This is a genomic window from Paenibacillus sp. FSL K6-1122, from assembly GCF_037977015.1.
Classification (GTDB): domain Bacteria; phylum Bacillota; class Bacilli; order Paenibacillales; family Paenibacillaceae; genus Paenibacillus; species Paenibacillus amylolyticus.
Map to the genome: position 1 here is coordinate 2,393,411 of NZ_CP150272.1, position 23,956 is coordinate 2,417,366.

The following is a 23,956-nucleotide window of genomic DNA, read 5'->3' on the forward strand; positions in this document are numbered from 1 at the left end:
TTGCACATCCTGCACACAATAGAACTATCGTAAGCTCCGTGAAAGTGCAGGAGCGAAGGAGGCAGAGGTTATGGCCAAAAGTGATGAGTTGGTAAAATACATTACGCAACGTGTAGTACATTATATCGATACGCCGAAGGATGAGCGGAAAGGTCGCACCAAAAGGAAAGAGCCGTGGGCGATGAAGTGGTTTGGTATGATCCCTTTCGCTGTATCCCTGTGGGTGGGGAAAAAGGAAAAAGAATTCGATACACAGTCTCATAAACGAAGTTCTTCGGGAAAAGGGTGACTATCCCTTACCTATTTCACTAATGGTAAACCAAAAGACGCAATCCCTTAATAAAATGGGAAGGCGTCTTATTTGTTGTTTTACAAATTATCTGACTGTGTCTTAAGAATTTGCTGATGATCAAGGATTTACGAGGTAAAAATGGCCATCTTGCTGCAATGTGCTTAAAGGGACAAAGCGTTGAATGGATGATTTTCCACCTAGCGCTACATATAGAATGGACTCTGCTTCCTGATCTGCATGCCATAGCTGATAACCGCTAACGGGTAGAGGACCACCGTATACAACGTTACGATCACCCGCTGAGAAAACAATCTCTTGATTCTCCCCGTGTTGTATCACATCTTGTGCCCGGTCGGCAGCAACAGGTTTGGAGGTAATCCACAACAAATTGTCAGCCGGATTGAAGACGGGGCGAAGATGAAGTGGATCGACTGATAAAGATGGCGTTGTGGATAAATCAGTTATGCTGGCAGAGTTCTGTTTGGAATCAGCCTCCAGCAGGTTCAGTAACTCTGAAGGTAGTACATCTCCGTTCGTAGCCTCAATATAAAGTGCAGGATGATTAGGTTGTTCCACTTTCCAATAAGCCAGTAGGGGAAGAGCATAACCAAGATGAAGCTCTCCTCCGCCAGCGAGTAATACCTCAAGATTCACATGTTGTCGATCCAAGGCTTGTCCAAGAAGTTCATTGTCGTATGGTGACTGTTCTCCATGACCATATTCACTAAGCATCAACTGGCCCTGCTCTGTGGCCGTAATAATCATATATCCGATAGGTTTGCCTTCAAACTCAGCTTGTACAAGCCAGCTATGTAAACCCGGCCCCAGAGGGTAGAAGTCCAGGTCGGCGTTCTTCCAATGCACTTCGCCGTTAGCTGTACCAAGTGTAACAGCTTGTTGCTCTGCAAACTGTTGCACAGCAGCGGGAGCTAGCTTTTCATTCTGAATGGCATGATGTTTGGAGCTATACTCTGTTGATGATGCGGGGGATAGCGAAGACATTTTTTGTTCCTCTGCATTGGCTATCGACCAAAAAGAGAATAGGGCAAGACAACTGAGCAAGCCCAAGGTTATACAGGTTGTTTTCCAAGCGTTGTTCCAACACGTATGAAAGAATCGTCTCAAATTTACACCTACTTTTTCATTTATCCGTTACCTGAGCGGGTCCTAGTTTCATTCTAGGGGACAGGCTATGCAAAGGTTGCTGCAACCTGTCGGGTAGCTGATCATAAATAAACACTACTTTTGCCAGCATTTGCAGGAAAAGTAGTGTCTTCGTCTATCTTAAGTGAAACATGCCGCTGCTAATGGCAGTCACTTTCACTTTGGGTTCATATTGCCAGATCATCTCGGTCCGGCGTGTCTCATACTGCAGTTTCATAGCTTCGCGATCGATTACCGCCTGTTTTGCTTTCTCTTCTTCGGCATCTGTCTCGGAGTCGATCGGTACTGCGGCCTCTGCCGCCAGTTCTACATCTGCTCCAATGGGTTTAGCGTTAGTTATATCCACAACTTTTTTCAGTGGTGCAGGTGGCGTACGGTCAGAATGGACATTCTCATTCTCCGTGTCTGAGGTTATGTTACCTGGTGATTCTACCTCAGGGGTATCTTCCCGAAGTACCGCCTCATAGTAGGTGTCCAACACGTCCAGCTCCAGATCAAGCCGCTCTTGTGCTTTCTCTGCCCAGCTATAATCGAGTTCCAACAAGCGGTTCGTCAAATGAGATTCCAAAGCAGCTCCGGCATCAAATAACGAAACTTTAGCTGTCTGTACATGCATGTTCTCCGCAAGCCTCGGACTAAGATCACGTCGGTTCAGCTTGGTGCCGAATTTTTCTATAATTTCACCCGAGCGAAGGGAAATGCCGAGAAAATGCAATTCCTCCCGTTTCAAATCACAGGCGAATTCCACCTTGAAACAGACACCAAGCCAAGGCTCATATACGGCTGGCGCTGTAGCCCGCAATTGCCGTTTGGCAGCCTGTTCGAACAGGTTCACGAAGGCACCGCCTTCACGGGCAGCGCCGAAAATCTGCTGCAGTCTGCGACTGCCATACACCACTTCTTCACGCAATATTCGTCCTGGCCCCAGCTGTGGCAACGATGGCGTAATACCGAAGTAACGGCCTAAAATAGTTTCTTTTGGTGGCTCGCCTTGAGGACTGCCGTTGGTTACGCCATTCGTTCCATCGGGGTTAGGAACAGCAGGAGGTGATGCTTGCGCAGCTTTGGCTTCTGCTGCTTCAATGGCCTGCTGATAACTGTCAGGATCAAATATAAATGTAAAGGACATCGTCTCAGCGGGTGCTCCGGTTCGTTCCACGAACCCCCAATAATAGGGGCGATTGGTCAACGCTTTGTCCGCCTCAGGAGAGAGTTTGACTGTAACATGGGCAGGGGAACGCTCCATAATCTGACAATCCAGTGCTTCCAGATAGGTGAGAACATAAGCCTGCACTTCATGGGGAGACATGGTCATGAGTTAGCTACCTCCTTTACGAAGATCTAACAACCCGGATACGGCAGGCCCTTCATCTGAAACCTCACGTTGAATAGAGTTCAGCGATTGTCCAAGTGAATCCATTTTTCGGCGAATATCTTCATCAGTTTGTGATTCCAGCATGATCTTGTACAAACTTTTCTCAATAGACTCCTTCTTCTCCAGCCGTTCCAGAATGACATCCAGCCCGCCGATCACCATCTCAAACATATTGATCTTCTCATGCAGCAGATTCAGAATATGTTCCTCAATGGTTCCAGTCGTGGATAAATTGAAGATGTTCACGTCATTTTGCTGTCCCAGCCGGTGTACCCGACCGATCCGCTGCTCTACCCGCATAGGGTTCCAAGGCAGATCAAAGTTGATCATATGATGGCAAAATTGCAAATTGATGCCCTCACCACCTGCTTCGGTTGCAATCATGGCCTGCACACGCCCGCGGAAGAGATCCATCATCCAGTCTTTTTTGCCTCGATTCATGCCACCCCGATAGGGTACTGCCGTAAGCCCATTGTTGCGGAAATAGTTTAGCAGATACTCCTGCGTGGCCCGGTATTCAGTGAAGATAATTACTTTTTCATTCATGTTCCGAACCAGTTCCATCGTTTTCTCCGCTTTGGTATTCTCCTTGATCGCTTTAATATGGGCAACGAGTTCCCAAATCTTGTCCCGAAGGGGAGAGTCCAGCGGAAGTTTCTTCGACAGATTAACCAGCGTCACGAATACAGCATCCCGACTGCTGCACACTTCACGCTGCAATGTAACAAGGGAGAGCATGCTGCTCAGGTTGCCGCCAGCTTCCTGGTACTGGTCTTTAACAAAGGAAGTCACGCCATCATAAAGCGCTTGTTCTTCGGGCGATAGTTGCAGATTCACGTTGGAGACATTCCGTTTGGTAAATTGAACAGGGCCTTCGCCGCGGCGGTTACGAATCATGACTTTGGATAACTCGTTCTTAAGCTGTTCCTGATTTTTCGGAACCCGTTTGTCTACAACAAAGTTGGCCGCAAAGTCACCCTGACGACCCAGTTGACCGGGCTTCAGCAGGTTGATCAGATTGAACAATTCACTCATATCGTTCTGCACAGGTGTAGCTGTGAGCAGCAGACAATACTTTTTGCGCAATTTGAGCATGAATTGATAGTTGGTTGTTTTCTTGTTTTTGAGTTTATGAGCCTCGTCAATAATAATCATGTCGTAGTCGGTATTCAGCAGCATATCTTTATGCGGGTCACGTTTGGCTGTATCCATGGAAGCAACAACCACTTCATTCTGCCAGGAATAGGCCTTTTTCTGGGCAATAGCAGGGATGCCAAATTTTGAATTCAACTCCCGTACCCATTGCAGTACAAGAGAGGCTGGCACGAGAATGAGTACCTTGGATACGAGACCCCGAACCATATATTCTTTCAGAATGAGACCGGCTTCAATGGTTTTGCCAAGACCCACCTCATCGGCGAGAATGGCCCGGCCTGACATTTCAAATAATACTCTGCGTGCAGTGTCCATCTGGTGAGGGAGTGGAGTGAGACCTTGTAGATGCTTGAGACATTGGATCTCGTCAAAATTGGGAATCAGGTTGGTCTCTTCGGCTTGAATGCCGAGTTGGAAGAGTCGATAATCCCCCCAAGGACCTCCTTTATCCAGTCGTGATTCCAATTGATTAATCCAGTTCCGATCAAATTCCAACGGAACGGGTAGCTCGGCTACAGGTTGATTCATGTGGTGCGGGTTTTTCCGGTTCATGGTGTTTCCTCCCCTGCCATACGTGATGACGTTTTATTCGTAGGTAATAGTATGGACGAATGAGAGTCAGTTCATAACTATATAAGTTGAACTACATTTTATTTGCACGAACACTACGATGACAGAACAACCTTCCAATCGCTGTTATCCCCAGATTTCTTTGATTCCCTTTTCTGGAGGGGGAAATCCGGGGATAGCGTATGCTTTCGATGCAGCTTTCTTTCAGAAAGCTTTTAGGCGAACGCTTCGCTTTTTCAGGTTTTTTCTGTCCTCTCCGTTGACGTGCAAATGATTAGTTTAACTTATATTGAACCCAGAAATTTAGTAAAGGCACATGTTTTTTCTGTGCCAAAAAATTCACTGATGTCGTATTCATGCGTATGAGGGTGTGTGAAGAAGCTTGTCCGTGTATAGGGAGTCTATAAAATAAGGTCTGTGATAAAAGTCGCATGGAAAATCAATATATGGTGTAATATACTGTTTTTATATCACTATATGTGGTGTTTCGTCATAATTTACTTTTATAGTGAAAATGGAGCTTTATGCCGGGGAGGTTGAATGTAGCGATGAAATCGAACCAACGATCGTACCAATTAGAAGGACTTAGCGAAAAAATATTCCTGGACCGATACGCCTGGAAGGACGCTGATTCGAATCATGCCAAGGTCGGAGATGTGGTATTGATATTAACGAAGGATGATCCGAAGTTCCCAACCAAGGAAGTGGGCGAAATCATAGAACGTAAGGGTCAGCTTGTACAGGTAAGGACTCGAAGCGGAGAGATGATCGAGACAAGTGTGGAGAAATTGACACTCAACATAGAGAAAACACCGGAAGAGATGTGGGACCGTCTTGCCAAAGCGATGGCTTCTGTCGAATCCACAGCCGATAAGCGGGCAACGTGGGAGTCCAAGTTCCGCTCTGTGTTGGAAGATTGGAAGTTAGTACCCGGAGGCCGCATTGCTGCGGGCGCGGGGGCAAGCGATGAGCTGACACTTTTCAATTGTTATGTCATTCCGTCTCCGCAAGACAGTCGGGGTGGCATCATGAAGACTTTGACCGAGATGACGGAAATTATGGCACGTGGGGGAGGCGTAGGTATTAATTTGTCCTCTTTGCGTCCTCGCCGAGCGGTGGTGAAAGGTGTCAACGGATCATCCAGCGGTTCCGTATCGTGGGGCGGATTGTTCAGTTATACGACTGGACTGATTGAACAGGGCGGAAGCCGCCGGGGTGCGCTCATGCTGATGATGAATGACTGGCATCCGGATGTGCTTGATTTTATTACTGTGAAACAAGCGATGGGGCAGGTGACCAATGCCAATCTGTCTGTATGTGTGAGCAACGCATTTATGGAGGCTGTCAAGCAGGACGGAGATTGGGATTTGGTTTTCCCCGATACGAACGATCCGGACTACGACACCGAGTGGAACGGGGATATGCAGCAATGGAAAGCCGCGGGTCATTCGGTGGTGCACTATCGTACACTGAAGGCTCGCGAAATCTGGCATACCATTATTGAATCAGCCTGGAAATCGGCAGAGCCTGGTGTGGTATTCATGGAGTACTATAACCAGATGTCCAACAGCTGGTACTTCAATCCGATTATCTGTACTAATCCGTGCGGGGAACAAGGCCTGCCTGGCTGGGGTGTATGTAATCTGTCTGCCATTAATCTGTCCAAATTCTACGATGAAACAAATCATGATGTGGCATGGGATGAACTGGCGGAAACCACTCGTATCTCGGCTAGATTTTTGGACAATGTCATCGACGCAACACCATATCATTTTGAGGAAAATAGACTGAATCAGCAGCGTGAACGCCGGGTTGGGCTTGGCACGATGGGACTGGCAGAGCTGATGATTAAGCTGCGTATTCGATACGGCAGTCCTGAATCTCTTGCATTTCTGGATAAACTGTATGGATTCATGGCGAAGGAGGCCTATCTGGCATCGGCAGAGATTGCAGCAAAGAAGGGAGCTTTTCCAGCTTTCGAAGCTGAACCGTATTTACAGAGTGGATTCATGAAAAACATGGTTGCGACGTACCCTGAAGTGGGAGAGGCCATTCGTAAACAGGGCATTCGAAATGTCACACTGATCACACAAGCGCCAACGGGAAGTACAGGTACGATGGTGGGCACATCAACAGGTATTGAGCCGTATTTCGCCTTCAAGTATTTCCGTCAAAGCCGTCTAGGTTATGATGAACAGTTCGTACCGATTGCACAAGACTGGCTGGATGAACATCCGGGTGAAGCTTTACCAGACTATTATGTGACGGCAATGGATTTGTCGGCTGAGAATCACATACGGGTGCAGGCTGCGATCCAGCAATGGGTGGATAGTTCGATCTCGAAGACGGCCAACTGTCCGGCTGATTTTACAGTGGGGGATACGGCTGAGCTGTACGAACTGGCCTTCGACCTTGGCTGCAAGGGAGTAACGATATACCGCGACGGCAGCAGGGATGTGCAGGTGTTGTCCACGTCGAAGAAGGAAGAGACCCAAGGTGAAGATCAGAACACGGCGGAAGCTGTAGAGAAGACAGTCGTATCTGCTATAGAAAACCCGAATAATGCTGAAGTACAGGCAAGTGATGGAACTTCCAATAGCCAGGTTGGTGTTAGAACGCATTCTTCCGATCAAGCCCCGTCCTCTTCTACAGTACTGGATAAACAATACAGAAGCCGTCCTCAAGTACTGCGCGGTGCGACATACAAAATCAATACGCCATTTGGTATGGCTTACATTACGATCAATGATCTGGAGGGAACCCCGGGTGAGATCTTCCTGAACGTGGGCAAAGCGGGATCGGATGTGTTTGCCATGGCTGAGGCACTCGGTCGAGTATGCTCTCTGTTCCTTCGATACGGAGATCATGGGCAAAAGGTTGAACTGTTGATCAAACATCTCAAGGGAATCGGTGGTTCGGGAGCGATTGGCTTCGGAGCCAATAGGGTTGAATCGATTGCTGATGCAGTCGCCAAAGCATTGGAAAGTCATGTACAGAGCGATATGCAGGAGAACGAAACTGAAGCATTACAAGAACAGAATCAAGTGGAGAGCACGTATCCCAAAGTGGAGGATCAGAAAACCTTTATCGAATCGAGAGATTTATGTCCTTCATGCGGCTCGGCATCCCTGATGAATGTGGAAGGTTGCAAAACATGCAGCAACTGTGGGTACAGTAAATGCAATTAAATATCTTTTGAAAAAAAGAGAAAAAGAAAGGCACTCCTGACTCCATTACGAAGTCAGGAATACCTTTTTGTCATTTAGATAACTAACACCAATCTTGGCATCGATCTGCAAGTGATTGTAATTCATTAAATACAACACCAGCATGGTAGCCGTCGCACACGGCGTGATGTAACTGAACGGATAAGGGAAGATATACTTTATCGTTCTGTTGAACATATTTCCCCATCGTGAAAATAGGCAACAAGTAGGTTCCCTCATTGTAAATATTCAGATTAAATCCGGTAAAGTTCACCCAAGGAATACTGGAAACGGGAAAAGTATTTGGTGGTTCATTGGGTTTGGCAACAAATTGTTTGTGATCTTTGTAATTCTTCATATCTTCCAGATGTCGATTGTGGAACGTCTCGAAATCTTCATGGAATGCTGTCCAGATCGTTGAGAAACTTTTGTTGTCCTCATGAAAAATCGTATAACTCGGAGACATTTCGTCCCAGTAGCCCAATCTTCCCTCGGCATCAAAACAAGTTCGAAATTCCCTGTGTGCATTGACGACCGTAGAGATCATATGAATAAGAGCCGGATAGAACTTCAATCCTTTAAGCTTCAGTTCGTTGATCAATAGAGTGATATCCAGATTAGCAGTTATGCTGTAGGTACATCTGACCTGATTCAAGTAGTGGTCAAAGTATGGCTTTCGATCCCACTGATCTAACACGATTGAATTAAACATAAGTTATAACCTCCTAAATTTGAATAATGTCTTTTATTTAGGAGGTATATTTGACTGATTTGACCATATCCTATCACATTCCCAGTATTGTATTTTTAGAAATTGATCCATCTCAGTATAACATGATACTGAATGTGTCGCTTATAGCGAAATCCTCTGCAAAACGCTGTTTCAACCTGTTTCTTTCCTTTATAATTAAAGTTGTGTTTATAACGAAGAAGAGAGGGGATTAGATGCGTCAGCCGATAGAAGAACCCATATTTTATTCTTATCCTGGAATGGTAGCGGTGGTGACTTCACGTCATGAGGGAGTCCAGAATGTGATGGCGTCCGGATGGCATACATACATCGGGTCATCACCAGGCGTATACGGCATCTCCCTTCGTAAGGAAACATACTCCTATGAACTCATTGAGAAGAGTGGCGTATTCGGTGTTCATTTCCTGCCAGGTCATCGATCGGAGTGGATTCAAGCTGCAGGAACGTTCAGTGGGAGAGATACGGATAAATTCACAAGATTCGGCATTCCGTATGAGGAAGGAATCAAGGTAAGTGTACCCATTTTGACAGATGCTTATTTTGCTTATGAATGCAAGGTTATGGAGATTACGACATATGGTGACCATGAATGGATTGCAGGCGAAGTGTTACAGCGATATCAGGATCAGAAGTACTTTCTGGAGAATGGAATGGTTGATCTGGAGAAGTTGCAAATCCCAATGTACACAGGGCGTTCAGCATACCGGATCATGGATGCGAGGACAGAAGAAAAGATTCACCCGTTCCACCTCTAGGGTCCTAGGCAAGAAGAAGCAATTATGAGCAAAACTTTCAATCCGGTCTGACATAGGTTTATAATGGACATTGGCTGCTGAGCAAGTCGGCAGCCTTTTGTTATGAATTCAATTGTTTCAATCGATGTGTGCGTGGGTATGCTGGTTTGCGCAAGCGGGACAGGTAATTTTAGCCACTCGATGAAAAGTACTATATTTAACGACAAAATTAGAGTATGATTTTACAGCTATATGAGCTGGCAGGAAAGGTTACATCGGTTTAATCGTTTGTAACTATTCCTGTAAAGTATAAGGCTTAATACGGGCGTATAATGCTAAACGTGAACTCACGAATGAATATAAAGAATATTTTAATAATTAAACTTAATGGACAGGCAAATCGTCTTCTTTAAGATTATAGAATTCACACAGAATGTCGCATCATCGGATCGTGCTTCGAACAGAAGCTTTTCTTATGTTGTAAATGAAAGATGGAAGGTGCAATACGTATGTTAATGACAACCAGAACGATCAGGAGTTCCTTTATGCCCCCAACACCGATGTTGTTGACTCACAGTAACAAGGAGGGGCATGCATGTCACAATCGTTAAATCGTAAGAGACATATGAACGGACTTGACGGCTTGCGAGCCATCGCTGTACTTGCGGTAATCGCGTATCATCTGAATTTGGATTTTATTCCGGGTGGACTGCTCGGTGTAGGTATATTTTTTGTTCTCTCGGGATATTTAATTACAGATATTCTCGTGTCACAGTGGCAGGAACATGGACGTATTTCACTCGGTGATTTCTGGGTAAGACGGGTAAGGCGTTTGCTTCCAGGCATGCTGACCATGACAGCTGTGGTGATGATCTGGTTGGCCTGTACAGACCCATCCCGGCTTGCTGCACTTCGTGGTGATATCGTTTCGGGTGTATTATACATAAGCAATTGGTGGTATATCTTTCACAACGTTTCCTATTTCGAAAGTTTTGGCCCTCCATCACCGTTTGGACATTTCTGGTCGCTGGCTGTGGAAGAGCAATTTTATCTTATATGGCCTCTTCTGCTGATTGCAGCAATTGTAGTGTTCAAAAGAAAGGGATGGCTGGTCGTCTTCATTGTCGTCGCAGCTGAATTATCTGCTGGCGCAATGGCCATCATGTATAATCCGGATTTGGACCCGAGCCGTGTATATTATGGAACAGACACGCGGGCATTCGCACTGCTTGCTGGTGCTGCTCTTGCCGTGGTGTGGCCTAGTCGCAAGCTATCGAACTCTCTGTCTGGCATGAACCGGCTTGTACTCGATGTGTCGGGACTTGCTGCGCTCGCTTTGTTAATCTACATGATGCTGAACAGCAGTGAATATGATCCGTTTCTGTATCAAGGGGGCATGGTGCTTCAGGCTATCGCAACAACGTTGCTGGTAGCGGTGTTGGCTCACCCATCGTCTTTACTGGCACGTATCATTGGCGCGAAGCCATTACGCTGGATCGGAGAGCGATCCTACGGATTATATCTGTGGCATTATCCTGTCATTATTTTAACCAATCCCGCGGTGGATACGGGAGGAGCACATCCTGTACGCATCATTTTACAGGTTGCTGCAACGGTTGTACTGGCCTCATTGTCCCTTAAATATATTGAAAATCCGATTCGGTACAATGGATTCCGTGATTCTTGGTCCCGATTATGGGGAAGAGAGCGGTCATCAATCGGTATACGTAACGTATGGTGGAAGCGGGCAGGTCTGTTGATGACGATTCTGCTGTTGTCCTATACAGTATCTCAGATGATGGTCTCCCATGCAGCGAACTCCGATTCCCATTCGGTATCGATGTCCAACACATTAAATGGAGAGAATTCCGTAGCGGAGGAACAGGGACAGGATGTGTTGCCGGCTATTACAGGAACGTCAGGCTCTGGCCAAAAGAACGATGCTCATACCCATAAACCGGAAGCAGGAACGAAAGATGATTCGGGGAAAAATGAGAAGCCAACAGGAGAGTCTGCTCCAGATTCAAAACCTGACGAACAAGACAATTCAGTGAATGCTGGCAAGGACGGTCAGTCTGAAGATAAGCCGACTGATGACTCCGTGACTAACGAGAATGATACACCAGATGACGCTGGAGCGAATCAATCCGATAATACGGATCATGCGGATGATGCACCTGATTCATCTCAGGACAATGAAGAAACGGCTCCTCCTGCCGAGGATGGAAAGGTTCATTATACCGTTATTGGAGATTCGGTGATTTTGGATGCAAAACCGTATCTTGAGCAAAGTATATCAGGAGTGTATGTGGACGGACATGTTGGTCGTCAGATGTGGCAGGCAGGCGATGTATTGGAAGGTCTGAAGCAAAACAACCAAATGGGCAGCAAAGTGGTGCTGGAGCTCGGGACGAATGGTTCCTTTAACTCCAAAAACTTGAATGCTGTGCTTGATTATCTGAAGGATGAGGATCGGGTATATCTGGTTACTGTGCGCGTACCTCGTCCATGGGAACGAACGGTGAACAGGGCGTTGAATGAAGCAGCATCCAAATACAGCAATGTCTCGTTAATTGACTGGAACAGTGCAAGTGAGGGACATGACGAATATTTTGAAAAAGATGGCGTACATCTCACTACGCAAGGGTCCGAAGCTTTTGCAGAACTGGTGAAAAACAGTATCCAATAATACGCAATCCATATTTAATACGATTTAGCACTTATTCATTATATATAGCCTGGGGTGAAGCAGCCAACGGCTGCAACAAGAAAGAGCTCTCATTGTGAGGGCTCTTTTTAGTTGTTATGAACAATAAGCCAGCAAAGTAAATTCCAAACAGGGGAACCGATATTTTTCACCCCTGCATCCGTGGATCGTCACCTTACGGTATGATAGCGTTAACATTTACAATAAGTGTATTCAAATCGCCGAGGGGGATTATAGAGATGTTGAAAAAATGGCTTTCAGGTTTCCTGGCAATAACATTGTTCTCCATTATGCTGGCTGGCTGTGCTGGCGGGGACACTTCAGAAGGAGGCAGTGGGAATGACAAAGTAACCGTCACACTCTGGCACAACTGGACCGGACAGGACGCAAAGGCGGTTGCGATGCGCAAAATTATTGAAGATTTTCGCGCGGCGCATCCAGATATTGAAGTTGTGGATGAAGGCTTGCCAACAGATGGTCTCAAAACCCGGCTTCGTACGGTGGCCGCTGCCAACGAGATGCCAGACCTGTTCGTGATGTGGCCGGATGCCATGACGAAGGAATTTGTAAAAGGGGATCTGTTACAGCCCATTAATGCAGAGCTGGACGCAAAGCCAGAGTGGAAAGATAACTTTATCCCGAATGCATTGGACGGATACACCGTAGACGGGAATATCTACTCCGTGCCGATGAATCTGGCGCCAAGTTCCTTCATTTATTACAATGAAGCTCTTTTCAAACAGTACAACGTAAAAGTACCTGAGACATGGGCGGAACTGGAACAAGCGATTGCTACTTTTAATCAAAATAAAGTCATTCCCATGGCACTTGGCAACAAGGCCAACTGGGTAGCTCAATCAACGATATTCAGTACACTGGCTGATCGGATTACCGGTACGGACTGGTTCCTGAAAGCGGCAGCACAAGATGGTGCAAGCTTTACCGATCCACAATTTATTGAAGCCTTGAACAAGATGCAGGAGCTTGGCAACACCAAAGCATTCCAAGATGGATTCAACAGTATCGATGAGACACAGATGATGCAGCTTTATTTCCAAGGTAAGGCAGCGATGGTCATGAACGGCGGATGGGCCTTGGCAAATCTGGTGAACAATGCACCTGAAGAGGTGTTGAACAACACACATATTACGATTCTTCCTCCAGTGGACGGAGGTCAGGGTGAACCAAGAACAACATCCGGTGTAGTAGGAACCGGGTTGGGTGTAAGTAAAAAGCTGAGCGGTGCACAAAAAGAGGCAGCGATGGAGCTGTTCTATGCGCTGGCAGGACCTGATGGTCAGAAGGCCACATTGGATAGCAGCACATTGGTGAGTTACAAGATTGATCTGGACAAAACCAAAGCACATCCATTGTTCGTAGAATTATATGATCTGATGCAAGAAGTGAAGATCACGCCAGTATACGATTCCAAGCTGGGATCGGCAACGGTTGAGGTTATTAATAATGCATTGCAAGAGTTGCTAATGGGCGGCAAGGCTGAAGACATTGCAGCCAAAATTCAGGCAGCTCAAGCCAATGCAGTTAATCAGTAACCATTCGTTAAAACCCCTTCCCGGCAGGGGAGGGGTTTTAAGTATGAATGGGATAGTCAGTTGCAAGTTGGTAAAGGCATTTATCGAAGGGAAGTGAACAGATGAACGCACTGCGCAGTCGGCGTTTTATTATGCTGGGGTTGGCCCCGGCAGTCATCATTTATGCATTGTTTGTATTTGTACCGGTCGTGTGGTCGGCATACTACGGTTTCTTCAACTGGTCCGGCATCGGCGCATCCAAATATATTGGTATGGATAATTACGTGGAGATCTGGCATGATCCTGTATTCTGGCGGGCACTGAAAAATAACGTTATTTTTGTGTTGGCATCGGTGTTTGGACAAATTCCGTTAGCGTTGATGTTGGCGGTCATATTACACAAAAGCAATCCATTACAGCGGTTTCTGCGCTCAGCCGTATTTCTGCCGATGGTGTTATCCACTGTCGTTATCGGTATGATCTGGCAGTATATCTATCATCCGCAGATCGGGATATTGAACTTTCTGCTGGACGCTCTGGGGCTGGAAAGTTGGAAGCTGCAATGGCTTTCCGATGACAAGATTGCCATTTTCTCATTGGTACCGCCGCTGCTCTGGAGCTTTGTCGGGTTGTATCTGATTATCTTTATCTCGGCACTACAGAATATTCCAGGCGAGATTCATGATGCTGCCAAAATAGACGGTGCTTCAGGAATCCGGAAACTGGTATCGGTCTCTTTGCCCATAATCTGGGGTACGGTTCAGGTAGCGATCATTCTATGTATTTCGGGTAGTCTGAAATCATTCGATCTGGTCTACATCATGACCAAGGGTGGTCCGGCACATGCGACGGAACTGCTTGCAACGTATATGTACAATTCAACCTTTACAACATACCGATATGGTTTTGGTAGTGCGATCTCCACAACCATCGTACTGATCTCCCTGCTGCTGATCGGAACAAGCCAGTGGCTAACTAGTCGCAAACGAAAAGAGAATCAATAGAGAGGAGGAGTTATCATGCGCGTGACACCTGTATCCATGCCATCACCACAAAGCAGCTCGGGCCATCCGATTCGCCGTCTACGTAGCGGAATTGTTTGGACGCTGCTAACGGTCTATGGTATTTTAACATTGTATCCGTTCTACTGGCTCGTGATTAGTGCATTCAAAACAAATGAAGATTTCTATAGCAGGCCCTTTGGTCTGCCGGAAAACTGGAATGTTGCCAATTTCAGCAATGCATGGGAAAGCTCCAGGCTGGGAACCGCTTTTGGCAATTCACTAATTGTATCGGTGGGATCACTTATTCTGACGCTGTTTATTGCAGCGCTGGCTTCATTCATCCTGGCTCGTTTCCAGTTTCGCTGGAAAGGGTTGATCATGACCTTCTTTGTTGTTGGTATGCTCATTCCGATCCATAGTACACTTGTCCCCTTATTTATTTTAATGAAACAGATGTCCTTGCTAAATACGTACTGGGCCTTAATATTACCTTATACGGCTTTTGCATTGCCTACGGCTATTTTTGTGCTTACTGCTTATCTGACAAGTGTTCCACGTGATATTGAAGAGGCAGCTTTCATTGATGGAACAGGACTTTGGGGGCTGTTTACCCGAATCATGCTACCCATGTCTGTGCCTGCGTTGTCAACGGTTACGATCCTGAGTTTCCTGCATGCGTGGAATGACTTTTCATTTGCGCTTGTATTCATCAACAAAACCGGATTGAAAACGTTACCGCTGGCCATTGCGAACTTTGCGGATGGGTATCAAACCGATTACGGATTAACGCTTGCTGCCATGACCCTATCGGTCATTCCAACCATTATCTTGTATCTCATATTCCAGGAACAAGTTATGAAAGGCATGACAGCAGGAGCTGTCAAAGGATAAGCGAAAGCGCATCCAGAGGAGGAGAAACGTTTGGCACGCTGGCTCACATCTTCGTTACAAAGGAAGCTATCGGTCGTCGTGACGGCTTCAATGATTGTGCCATTGCTGGCGTTGGGTCTGTTCGCCTTTCTGATCTCTTCCCGCATTACAGAGCAAAAAACAAAGCTGTCCGGCATGGATACGCTGAAACAGGTGGAAGCGAATCTTCGTTATATGTTACAAGATGCCGAGAACCTATCGATTTTTCTGATTGGAGAACGGGACATCCAGCAGTATCTTAGCCACAATGAAGATCATGAGCTGGACCGGGTGGATATCCTGGGCAGGATGACCAATCTGGCGGCTTCCAAGAAATATATCGCCAACATCGCCATATATCCGGGACGTTTTGATGCCACATTGTCAACCGCTACCTGGTATGTATCCAATGAATCCAACCTTTCGTATCCCTCTGTTCCAAGCGGTGAAGCAGTCAAACAATGGACAGGGGTATACCCGGTGCAGAATTACGCGGGTATTCAAAATGTGATCACATTGGTTCGGCCAATCCGTAGTATCCATGATTATCGACCCATCGGCTGGTTAGCCATTAGTCTGGATGAGAAGGCCATATCCAAGGGATGGGCGGCTCTGGGATTAGGCAGAGGGCAAGGCAGACTGGAGCTCATCGGCAGTTCTGGAGAAATTCTGTCTTCGATGGACAAATCCCGGCTTGGACTTAAGCTGGAAGGTGTCGAACCAGGGATTTCGACGTTAATTCAGGATGGCGGTAGCGGAACAACCACTTACGGCAGTGGCGACGATAAACGGACATTGCTCTATTATCCGGAAGAATTGACGGGGTGGACGTTGGTTGGAACAGTCCCTTACGACCAGTACAAGTCCGAGAATCGGTACATTCTTATTCTGACCGGTTGCGCCGTTGCCATGTCTGCTGCGATCAGTGCTGCCTTGGTCTGGTTTACGGTGCGGCGTGTGACGAGGCCGCTTCGTGTGCTTACCAGACATCTGTCCCGAATTGATCCGGAACGTCCTCTTCCGCTGTTTCGGTCTGAAAGTGATGACGAGATTGGTAGGCTTGGGGAGAGTTACAATCTACTCGGTGCACATATTCAGTTATTGAAGGAAGAGATTATTCGAGGTGAAGCTCGCAAAAAAGAGGCGGATCTTCGGGTGCTTCAGGCGCAAATTAACCCGCACTTTCTGTATAACACACTCTCTTCGATTCACTGGATTGCTTTAATGTCTGAAGAGAAGAGAATTGCGGATATGGTAGAGGGCCTGAGTGATTTTCTGCGTATCAGCTTAAACAATGGTCAGGATTACTGCCCTGTGGAACAGGAGATCGCTCATATTCGCCATTATGTGCGTGTGCAGTCGATTCGTTTCCCTGATCAATTTGTATTGCATTATATCGTAGATCCAGCGCTTGAGAAGCGAATGATGCTGAAGTTATTGCTGCAACCGCTTGTTGAGAACGCCATGATTCATGGCATTCAGCCCAAAGCAGGCGTGGGTACCATCACCATAATGATTCGTAAGGACCCGGATAATGAACAGATGAATGTGCTGGTGCTGGATGATGGTGTTGGCATGGAGCCGGACAGACTGGAACAATTAAGGATAAGTATTAGGGAATGGAAGGGAAAACAGCCGGAAAAACAGCTAAACCAAGGCGGTTATGGGCTCTGCAATGTAAATGAGAGACTGCTGCTCCATTATGGAGCGGATGCACAGCTTGAAGTAGACAGCAGGGTTGGGGGAGGTACCCGGATTTCGTTTTCCATTCCAATCTTGGAGGGTTCGCCATGAGACTATTAATTGTTGATGACGAAGTCATTATCCGTACAGGGCTTGCCAGCGTTATCGCGTGGCATGAACTCGGAATTGAGCTTCTTCAACCTGCTGCCTCGGCAGAGCAGGCGTTAACACGTTTGGCTGAGGAACGTCCGAATATCCTGATGACGGATATTCGGATGACAGGCAGATCGGGGCTGGAACTGGCAGAAGAGGGACTACGATTGTTACCTGAGCTGGAGGTCATTATTTTGTCCGGATACGATGACTTTTCTTATGCGCAACAGGCGATTCGCCAAGGCGTTACAGATTATCTGCTCAAAACAAGCAAACCGGAAGAGATCATCAAGACCGTATTACAGGCCAAACAGCGAATCACGGAACGTTGGGCAGAGAAGTCCAGAGAGGGACAGCTTATGCGGGAGAATCGGGAGCGGTTATTTGCCGGGTGGATCATTGATGGTGATACCGCTTCGGGCCATTTTCCTTCATTTTTGCGATCTGATGCTGGAAAAGAGGCAGGGGTTGTTGGCCTTGATGATGAACAGATTCTCAGACAAGTCATTATTCTTCGAGCAGAGGGTTGGGATCAATCCTCGGATGCGCTATTACGATTTGCGGTGCAGAATACCCTGGAGGATATGTTACCTGGTGCCATTGCTCATGTAGAGAAACAGCAAATTATCTGTGTAGTTGCATGGCCGCCTGTGGAACATGAAACTACGTTCAGGTTGGAGAGTGCATTACGTCGGGTGGAGCAATTACTGAAGTGCACCCTGCGCGTAGCGGTAGGTCTGCCTATGCGTGGATATGCAGATCTGCACGAAAGCTACAGAACTGCTTCAGCTGCCTTCCGATATCGGGGTTTGATGGATGATAAAGTATGGCATTATGAGCACGTTCAGGATCGCCAAGGTGGTAAAACTGTACTTACGCACGAAGAGGAGACCAGACTTGGTACAATATTGCTGGATAATGATTCAGTCACGTTAACGACATGGACGCGGGAACTTGTGGCTAATCTGATTACAGAACCGGAGGTCACACCAGAATCGTTCAATGCTTGTCTACACTCGGCCGTTATTGCAGGTCATCGCTGGCTGACTCGCACAATGCGAGCCACAGGGCGTGAAGAACCCGCAAGGCTCGAGCCCTGGTTGCCGGAACCGGATGCCGAAGCTGGTGACCTCGGGGATATGCTGTTCCATCATCTGTATGGTCTGATGCATGTATATCATAGCCGAATGGGCCAGGGACAGGCTGCCCATGTGCAGAAGGCTATCGGTTATATTGAATCATCATTGGCGCAGGATATTAATCTGCAGCAGGTAGCTGGACATGTTCATTTGCATCCGGGTCACCTCAGTGAGCTGTTTAAAAAAGAAATGGGTGTGACCTTCGGAGATTTTGTCACCGATATGCGTATACGAAGAGCGATGGATATGCTGGCGGTGTCTCCAGCGAAGGTCAGTGAAGTCGCTGCAATCAGCGGCTACGAGGACGTGAAATATTTTAGCAGACTGTTCAAAAAACATACGGGCAAGACCCCAAGTGAGTATCGCGAAGAGGCAATGTCGTTCAAGCCTTCGGGAAGTTAGAAATGAGCAGATTAGGAAACATGTCTTGCCTTATTGCAAACGTTTTCGATATGGTATTACTCAGGGTTATTGGAGAGTGAGGGCATACGGATGAAGACCTATAGTTCAAGTCAGGATTTATCGGGACAATGGAAGATACAACATTTTGAAGTTGGAGAGAAGCGGGCAATGGATGTGGCAGCAGCTGCGCTGGATGACCGTTTCTGGATTGGGGCTGAAGTGCCTGGCGATGTACATGCTGCACTGGTTGAGCGCAGTATCATTGATCCGCCCTATTACGGACATAATGATGCCAAAAGTCGCTGGATTGAACAAAAGGAATGGTGGTACCGCACAACCTTCAATCTGGTGAGCGATGCAGAGACAGAGGAGCACTTTGAATTAGTGTTCGAAGGATTGGATACGTTTGCAACGGTATATGTCAACGGCCATGAGGTCGGGAAAACGGCCAATATGCTTATGTCACATACGTTTAATGTAACGTCTCTGGTACGCAGCGGCTGGAATGCGATTGCTGTCAAGTTTGATCCGCTTCACCTGCATCACCGGGACAAAGAAACCTTTGACTGGTCCTCGTATACGAAGGAACGGCCATGGTTGCGAAAAGCAGCGATGAATTTTGGCTGGGACTGGGGTCCACGCATGGTTACGGTGGGGATCTGGGGTGCGGTAAGGCTGGAAAAACGAACAATCGCCAAGCTGGAAAATGTGTATGCTCGTACGGAATCAGTCAGTTCAGAGTTGGCAGTCTTACATGTCACAGCGGATGTGAAGTCGGTCTTGTCTTACCGTAGCAGACAGAAACGTGAGCAGGCTGTGGTTGCGACCTGTAATGTTCGTCTGTTGGATCGCAGTGGACACGAGGTGGCAAGTGTCACTGAACTACCCGTAGAGGGTGGTATAGCAGATGCCACATTAAACGTTACGTCACCTCAGTTATGGTGGACTCATGATCTGGGTGAACCTTATCTGTATACGCTGGAGGTTACATTATTCGCAAATGGCGTTGAAGTGGATCGTTATAACGAGCCTTATGGGTTACGAACGATTGAGCTGGCTCTTCACAATGAACGGGGTGAAGATGCGTTTGCTTTTATCCTGAACGGAGTCAAGATCTACGCCAAGGGAGCCAACTGGATTCCGGCTGATCATCTGATTGGCGCCATCCCGAACTCTCGATATCGAGAGCTTGTCGAGCTGTCGGTGGAAGGGCATATGAACATGTTGCGTGTCTGGGCTGGTGGTATATATGAGAAGGATGTCTTCTACGATGAGTGTGATCGGCAAGGGGTGTTGGTGTGGCAGGATTTTGCATTCGCGAATGCACTGTTCCCGGATTTCAATCGTGATTTCATGGATAATGTAAGGCAAGAGGTAGAAAACAATGTCTTACGTCTTCGTAACCGTGCCTCGCTTGCCCTCTGGTGTGGGAATAATGAAATAGATTGGCTCTATGATATGAAGTCTGCAAGTGGAGATATTACCAGCCCGTTCTACGGTGAACAGATCTATCATGAGCTAATCCCTGAAGTGCTAGAGCGATTGGATCTGTCTCATCCGTACTGGCCTTCTTCGCCGTTCGGCGACAGCAACGGTCAGGATGCGAATGACCCGGATGTGGGGGATCGCCACAACTGGCAGGTATGGCATGGTTCGGTCTATCCAAGGAAGCATGGAGAGCCACCGCTGCTGGACTACAGCATTGAAGGTGTAACGTTCAAAAATTATAAAAAGGATCATGCGTTGTTTAGCAGTGAATTTGGTATGCATGCCTCGGCCAATCGTTACACACTGGAGAAAAATATGCCCGCAGGTCAGTTTTACTGGGGCAGTCCGGAGATGGCCTATCGTAACAAAGATACCAATCATCAAAAAGGTATTTTGCTGATGGAGGGTTATACAGGGATTCCGCAAGATATAGAAGAGTATATGAACTACTCCATGCTTACTCAAGCAGAAGGGCTACGATATGGAATTGAACATTTCCGGCGCATCAATCACCGCAACAGCGGAGCGCTTGTATGGCAATTGAACGATAGTTGGCCAGGAACAAGCTGGTCCATGATTGATTATGAACTACTGCCGAAGGCATCCTTTTATTATGGGAAAATATTCTTTCATCCTGTCCTGTTGTCACTGGAGCATGAGCCGGGTGAGCCGCTTGCGTTGTGGGTTGTGAACGATACACGTGACGTCTTGAAAGGGGAGCTTCAACTCAATGTCTATGCATTTGATGGAGAGAAGATCTACTCCAGCTCACATGCTGTTGAAGTAACATCCCAATCCTCACGGTGTATTGTTGTATTAACTGAAGTAGAGGTGTTACAGGGTAGACGCGCGGAGGAAGTAATGGTTGAGTTGGTATCCGAAGGATTTGCGGCACCGAGTAATCGTTACTTCTTGCGCGATCCTAAGGATGTGACGTTGCCAGAGTCGCAATTGAGCGTACATGTGAACGAGGAGGAGAAGTCTGTTACGGTTACGGCCAGTGGTGGGATTGCACGATTGGTGAAGCTGGAGCTTCCCCTTGGGCGTGTCCGATTCAGTGACAATTATTTCGATCTGCTCCCGGGTGAGAGCCGAACAGTGAGACTACGTCATCCAGAGCAAACGTCTCTGCCTCTGACGGAACTTCGAGTTAGTGCCATGAACGGCAGAGAAGGATAAAATAATAATAATAGACTTCGAATCTTATTCGAGGATCAAGGTGGTAATCCTGATCAGGGATGCCACCTTTTTTACTTTTGCAGCAGGGTGAGTTCCTGTCGTTGTGTCAGGTGGTTTAGTCCTTATTCCACAAGCGAAACTTCCAATCGGGTTCACATCTTGAATCATTAAGGTTAGAATGATATAGAGAAATCGTTTTCAAAGGAGGTGGATTCATGTCATTTGTCTTTTACCCGGGGATGGTTATATTCATTCTGATGTTGATCCTGCTGATTATTGGTATCGTATATATCGTTCGTAAAAGCAAACAAGTATTGCGCCGCTTAAGCAATCTGGAGAAAGCAGTATATGAAAAAGATAACATCTCATCCTATCCGAAGGACGTTGATACTGTACAAGAAGCACCCAGAGAAGACACGTTTGCTCCACGCAAACGAAAATGAAGAAGGATACGGAATTACATAAAAAAGATAAACCAACAAACCAAACAGCCGATTCTTCTCTATGAGGAAGTGATCGGCTGTTTGGGCATATAGGCATTTTATCTGTATTAACTGGGTTTAGAGAAAGGATTCATACCGCTGTTGGAAAGAGGATTCCATCTCCACTTGTCGTGCAAGTTGCTGCTGTACCTTTGCACCGCGAATCGTCTGAAGTTCCTGAAGTTGTGCAGTGGAACTGAATTGATCTGCAGCCATTTGGACAAGTAATTCGGAGAGCACATCCGCATCTTCGAGCGCCGCATTTAGTCCAAACGCACCGGTTGGTGTCATGGTATGAGCGGCATCACCGATGAGTACAACATTGTCCTGTGCCCACGACGGGCAATAGCTGCTTTCGACAGATAACAGAACAAAATCACTCCAGCTCTGAATGTTGGCAGCTACAGAATCAGATAGGCAAGGAAAAGCAGATACAAGTTTATCTACAAAAGGAGCAATCGGCTGCTCTCGCAGCTTGGAGTAAGCTCCTTCGGGAATGTTCCATCCAATCTGAACATAACCGCCGAACTGTGAGAACAGTGCGAGCTGTTGACCATCCATGCTGGCCATTCGAACAGCGGGTTCCCAACCTACGGGTGCCGGAATGCGTGCCCAGAGCAGATCATACCCATGCTTACGAATCTCCGGGGTCATACCGGAATGTTTGCGTACAGCAGAGTATCTGCCATCAGCACCCACAATTACAGATGCTTCAATGGAGGCAGGAACACCCTTCTGCCGAATGTTAATACCCACGACCTGGCCGTTCTTGTCTCGTAACAAACCGGTCATAATCGTATTGAATAGTACTTGTTCGTTTGAATTGTGCTGCTGAGCATGCGACACGATGGCTTCCAGGAGATGATCTTGGGGTACATGAATACCAACATGAGATTCTCCATTGCCTGGTGATACCGTATGAATAATCTGCCCATTTTCCCAATACTGAATCTGTTCCAAGAGCAGCGCTCCGCGTTGCTGAATGAGGGAATAGAGGCCGTGTTTATTTAAAATGGCTTCGCCGTCCACATTAAGCAACTCCCCGCGAAACGACTTGTGCAGGTGGGGCTGCCGCTCAATGAGCATCGTGGAGATTCCTTTTTGATTCAGTAAATAAGAAAGCAAAGCACCGCCAGGTCCAGCGCCCACGATGCAAACATCCGTTTTGAGTTGTGATTGTGTATTCTGATTCATGTGCATAAGTCCCTTGCATTATAATGGTGACGCTTTATTTACTTTATAACAACAGATTTATTAAAATCATTAAGTAACTAAAAGTAACTTTAAAGATATAGGCTATTATAAACAAACCCGTTGCCATAATGCAATAGGCGAAACCCAAAATAAAACAAGAGTCTTGCAGTCAACGATAAGGTGTCGGATACAAGCGCATTTTTCACAAACATCATAGTGTAAATATGTTACAATATAAGGTAGGTTATGATGAAAGGCGGAGGAACGTTTATGAGCCCGGATACGGAGCGAAACTCTCAATTGGCAAACGTAGATCAATTGTTGGAGGCCTTCTTCAGATATAAAAATAAAGTATTGGATCAGCAACAGAAGACCGAAACCAACTGTAAACTGAATCCGACAAAAAGTCATATATTGGGCATGATTTTACGTGAAAAACGCTGCATGGCGGTTGATGTGGCTAGACAACTCAGTTTGTCTTCCGGCGCAACCACCATTGTACTGAATCAACTGGAGACGGAAGGGTTGATCCAGCGGGTGCGCAGTGAAGAAGACCGGAGAATTGTGTGGCTGTCCTTAACGGATGAAGGCGCGCAGCTTGCCAAGACACTTAATGCGAATCGCGGCCGAATGACGTGGGAATTGTTGCAAGCACTTTCCGAAGAGGAGCAACAGCAGATGTTTGGCATGCTGAAGAAAATTGAACTGAAACTGCTGGAGAACATGAAGTCGTTTGAGCAGATCCACCGGTAGTCCATAATATGACTTGATTCCTTGAAGACGTCAGTCCTCATGAGTTCGTCCCTAATTGCGGGGGGATGAACCTTGAAGACTGGC

The 23,956-nt window shown here is 46.8% G+C and carries 17 protein-coding genes; 12 read left to right on the forward strand and 5 right to left on the reverse strand.

Annotation, left to right across the window (positions count from 1 at the left end; all coding sequences use genetic code 11):
• Window positions 1-70 precede the first annotated feature (70 nt).
• A complete protein-coding gene (locus NSQ20_RS10750; RefSeq protein WP_036609606.1) occupies window positions 71-289 on the forward strand; it encodes a YqzE family protein in 219 nt (72 codons plus the stop codon).
• Between the two features lie 120 nt (window positions 290-409).
• Here the strand turns inward: NSQ20_RS10750 and NSQ20_RS10755 are convergent, their stop codons facing one another.
• The 3 genes from NSQ20_RS10755 to NSQ20_RS10765 form a co-directional block, all read right to left on the reverse strand.
• Window positions 410-1,294 carry a hypothetical protein gene (locus NSQ20_RS10755; RefSeq protein WP_036609605.1) on the reverse strand — a complete coding sequence of 295 codons (885 nt, stop codon included), beginning with the start codon at window positions 1,292-1,294 and terminating at the stop codon, window positions 410-412.
• A 277-nt stretch (window positions 1,295-1,571) separates the two neighbouring features.
• Window positions 1,572-2,771, reverse strand: a complete 1,200-nt coding sequence (locus tag NSQ20_RS10760) for a YqhG family protein (protein ID WP_036609604.1) — start codon at window positions 2,769-2,771, stop codon at window positions 1,572-1,574.
• A 3-nt stretch (window positions 2,772-2,774) separates the two neighbouring features.
• Complete coding sequence (locus NSQ20_RS10765; protein WP_340032413.1) at window positions 2,775-4,538, reverse strand: SNF2-related protein; 1,764 nt, start codon at window positions 4,536-4,538, stop codon at window positions 2,775-2,777.
• Window positions 4,539-5,104: 566 nt separating this feature from the next.
• Here NSQ20_RS10765 and NSQ20_RS10770 point away from each other — a divergent pair.
• Window positions 5,105-7,744 carry an adenosylcobalamin-dependent ribonucleoside-diphosphate reductase gene (locus tag NSQ20_RS10770; protein WP_076318441.1) on the forward strand — a complete coding sequence of 880 codons (2,640 nt, stop codon included), beginning with the start codon at window positions 5,105-5,107 and terminating at the stop codon, window positions 7,742-7,744.
• Between the two features lie 82 nt (window positions 7,745-7,826).
• Here NSQ20_RS10770 and catA read toward each other — a convergent pair whose 3' ends face one another.
• A complete protein-coding gene (gene catA, locus NSQ20_RS10775) occupies window positions 7,827-8,474 on the reverse strand; it encodes a type A chloramphenicol O-acetyltransferase (RefSeq protein ID WP_036670176.1) in 648 nt (215 codons plus the stop codon).
• 233 nt (window positions 8,475-8,707) lie between these two features.
• Here catA and NSQ20_RS10780 point away from each other — a divergent pair, with 233 nt between their 5' ends.
• The 9 genes from NSQ20_RS10780 to NSQ20_RS10820 all read left to right on the forward strand — a co-directional run bounded on the left by NSQ20_RS10780 (window position 8,708) and on the right by NSQ20_RS10820 (window position 21,886).
• Window positions 8,708-9,268: a flavin reductase family protein gene (locus NSQ20_RS10780; protein ID WP_076318443.1), complete on the forward strand. Its 561-nt coding sequence runs from the start codon at window positions 8,708-8,710 to the stop codon at window positions 9,266-9,268.
• 574 nt (window positions 9,269-9,842) lie between these two features.
• On the forward strand, window positions 9,843-11,936 hold the full coding sequence (locus NSQ20_RS10785; RefSeq protein ID WP_340032414.1) for an acyltransferase family protein: 2,094 nt from the start codon (window positions 9,843-9,845) through the stop codon (window positions 11,934-11,936).
• A 257-nt stretch (window positions 11,937-12,193) separates the two neighbouring features.
• Window positions 12,194-13,507, forward strand: a complete 1,314-nt coding sequence (locus tag NSQ20_RS10790) for an extracellular solute-binding protein (protein WP_340032415.1) — start codon at window positions 12,194-12,196, stop codon at window positions 13,505-13,507.
• Window positions 13,508-13,608: 101 nt separating this feature from the next.
• On the forward strand, window positions 13,609-14,490 hold the full coding sequence (locus NSQ20_RS10795) for a sugar ABC transporter permease (protein ID WP_036609591.1): 882 nt from the start codon (window positions 13,609-13,611) through the stop codon (window positions 14,488-14,490).
• A 36-nt stretch (window positions 14,491-14,526) separates the two neighbouring features.
• Window positions 14,527-15,381, forward strand: coding sequence for a carbohydrate ABC transporter permease (locus NSQ20_RS10800; RefSeq protein ID WP_235193817.1), 855 nt, complete (start codon window positions 14,527-14,529; stop codon window positions 15,379-15,381).
• Between the two features lie 30 nt (window positions 15,382-15,411).
• Entirely contained in the window at window positions 15,412-17,193 is a 1,782-nt protein-coding gene (locus NSQ20_RS10805; RefSeq protein WP_076318447.1) for a sensor histidine kinase, read from the forward strand.
• Window positions 17,190-18,776 carry a helix-turn-helix domain-containing protein gene (locus tag NSQ20_RS10810; protein ID WP_076318448.1) on the forward strand — a complete coding sequence of 529 codons (1,587 nt, stop codon included), beginning with the start codon at window positions 17,190-17,192 and terminating at the stop codon, window positions 18,774-18,776. The genes NSQ20_RS10805 and NSQ20_RS10810 overlap by 4 nt, the downstream gene beginning before the upstream one ends.
• 90 nt (window positions 18,777-18,866) lie before the next feature.
• Entirely contained in the window at window positions 18,867-21,443 is a 2,577-nt protein-coding gene (locus NSQ20_RS10815; protein WP_340032416.1) for a glycoside hydrolase family 2 protein, read from the forward strand.
• 215 nt (window positions 21,444-21,658) lie between these two features.
• Window positions 21,659-21,886: a hypothetical protein gene (locus NSQ20_RS10820; protein ID WP_074094486.1), complete on the forward strand. Its 228-nt coding sequence runs from the start codon at window positions 21,659-21,661 to the stop codon at window positions 21,884-21,886.
• A 117-nt stretch (window positions 21,887-22,003) separates the two neighbouring features.
• On the opposite strand, the gene NSQ20_RS10825 is transcribed toward NSQ20_RS10820, so the two are convergent.
• The gene (locus NSQ20_RS10825; protein WP_076318450.1) at window positions 22,004-23,119 is read right to left on the reverse strand and encodes an FAD-dependent monooxygenase; all 1,116 of its coding nucleotides are present in this window, start codon (window positions 23,117-23,119) and stop codon (window positions 22,004-22,006) included.
• Window positions 23,120-23,389: 270 nt separating this feature from the next.
• Here NSQ20_RS10825 and NSQ20_RS10830 point away from each other — a divergent pair, with 270 nt between their 5' ends.
• Window positions 23,390-23,872, forward strand: a complete 483-nt coding sequence (locus NSQ20_RS10830) for a MarR family transcriptional regulator (protein WP_036609579.1) — start codon at window positions 23,390-23,392, stop codon at window positions 23,870-23,872.
• The last annotated feature ends 84 nt before the right edge of the window (window positions 23,873-23,956 follow it).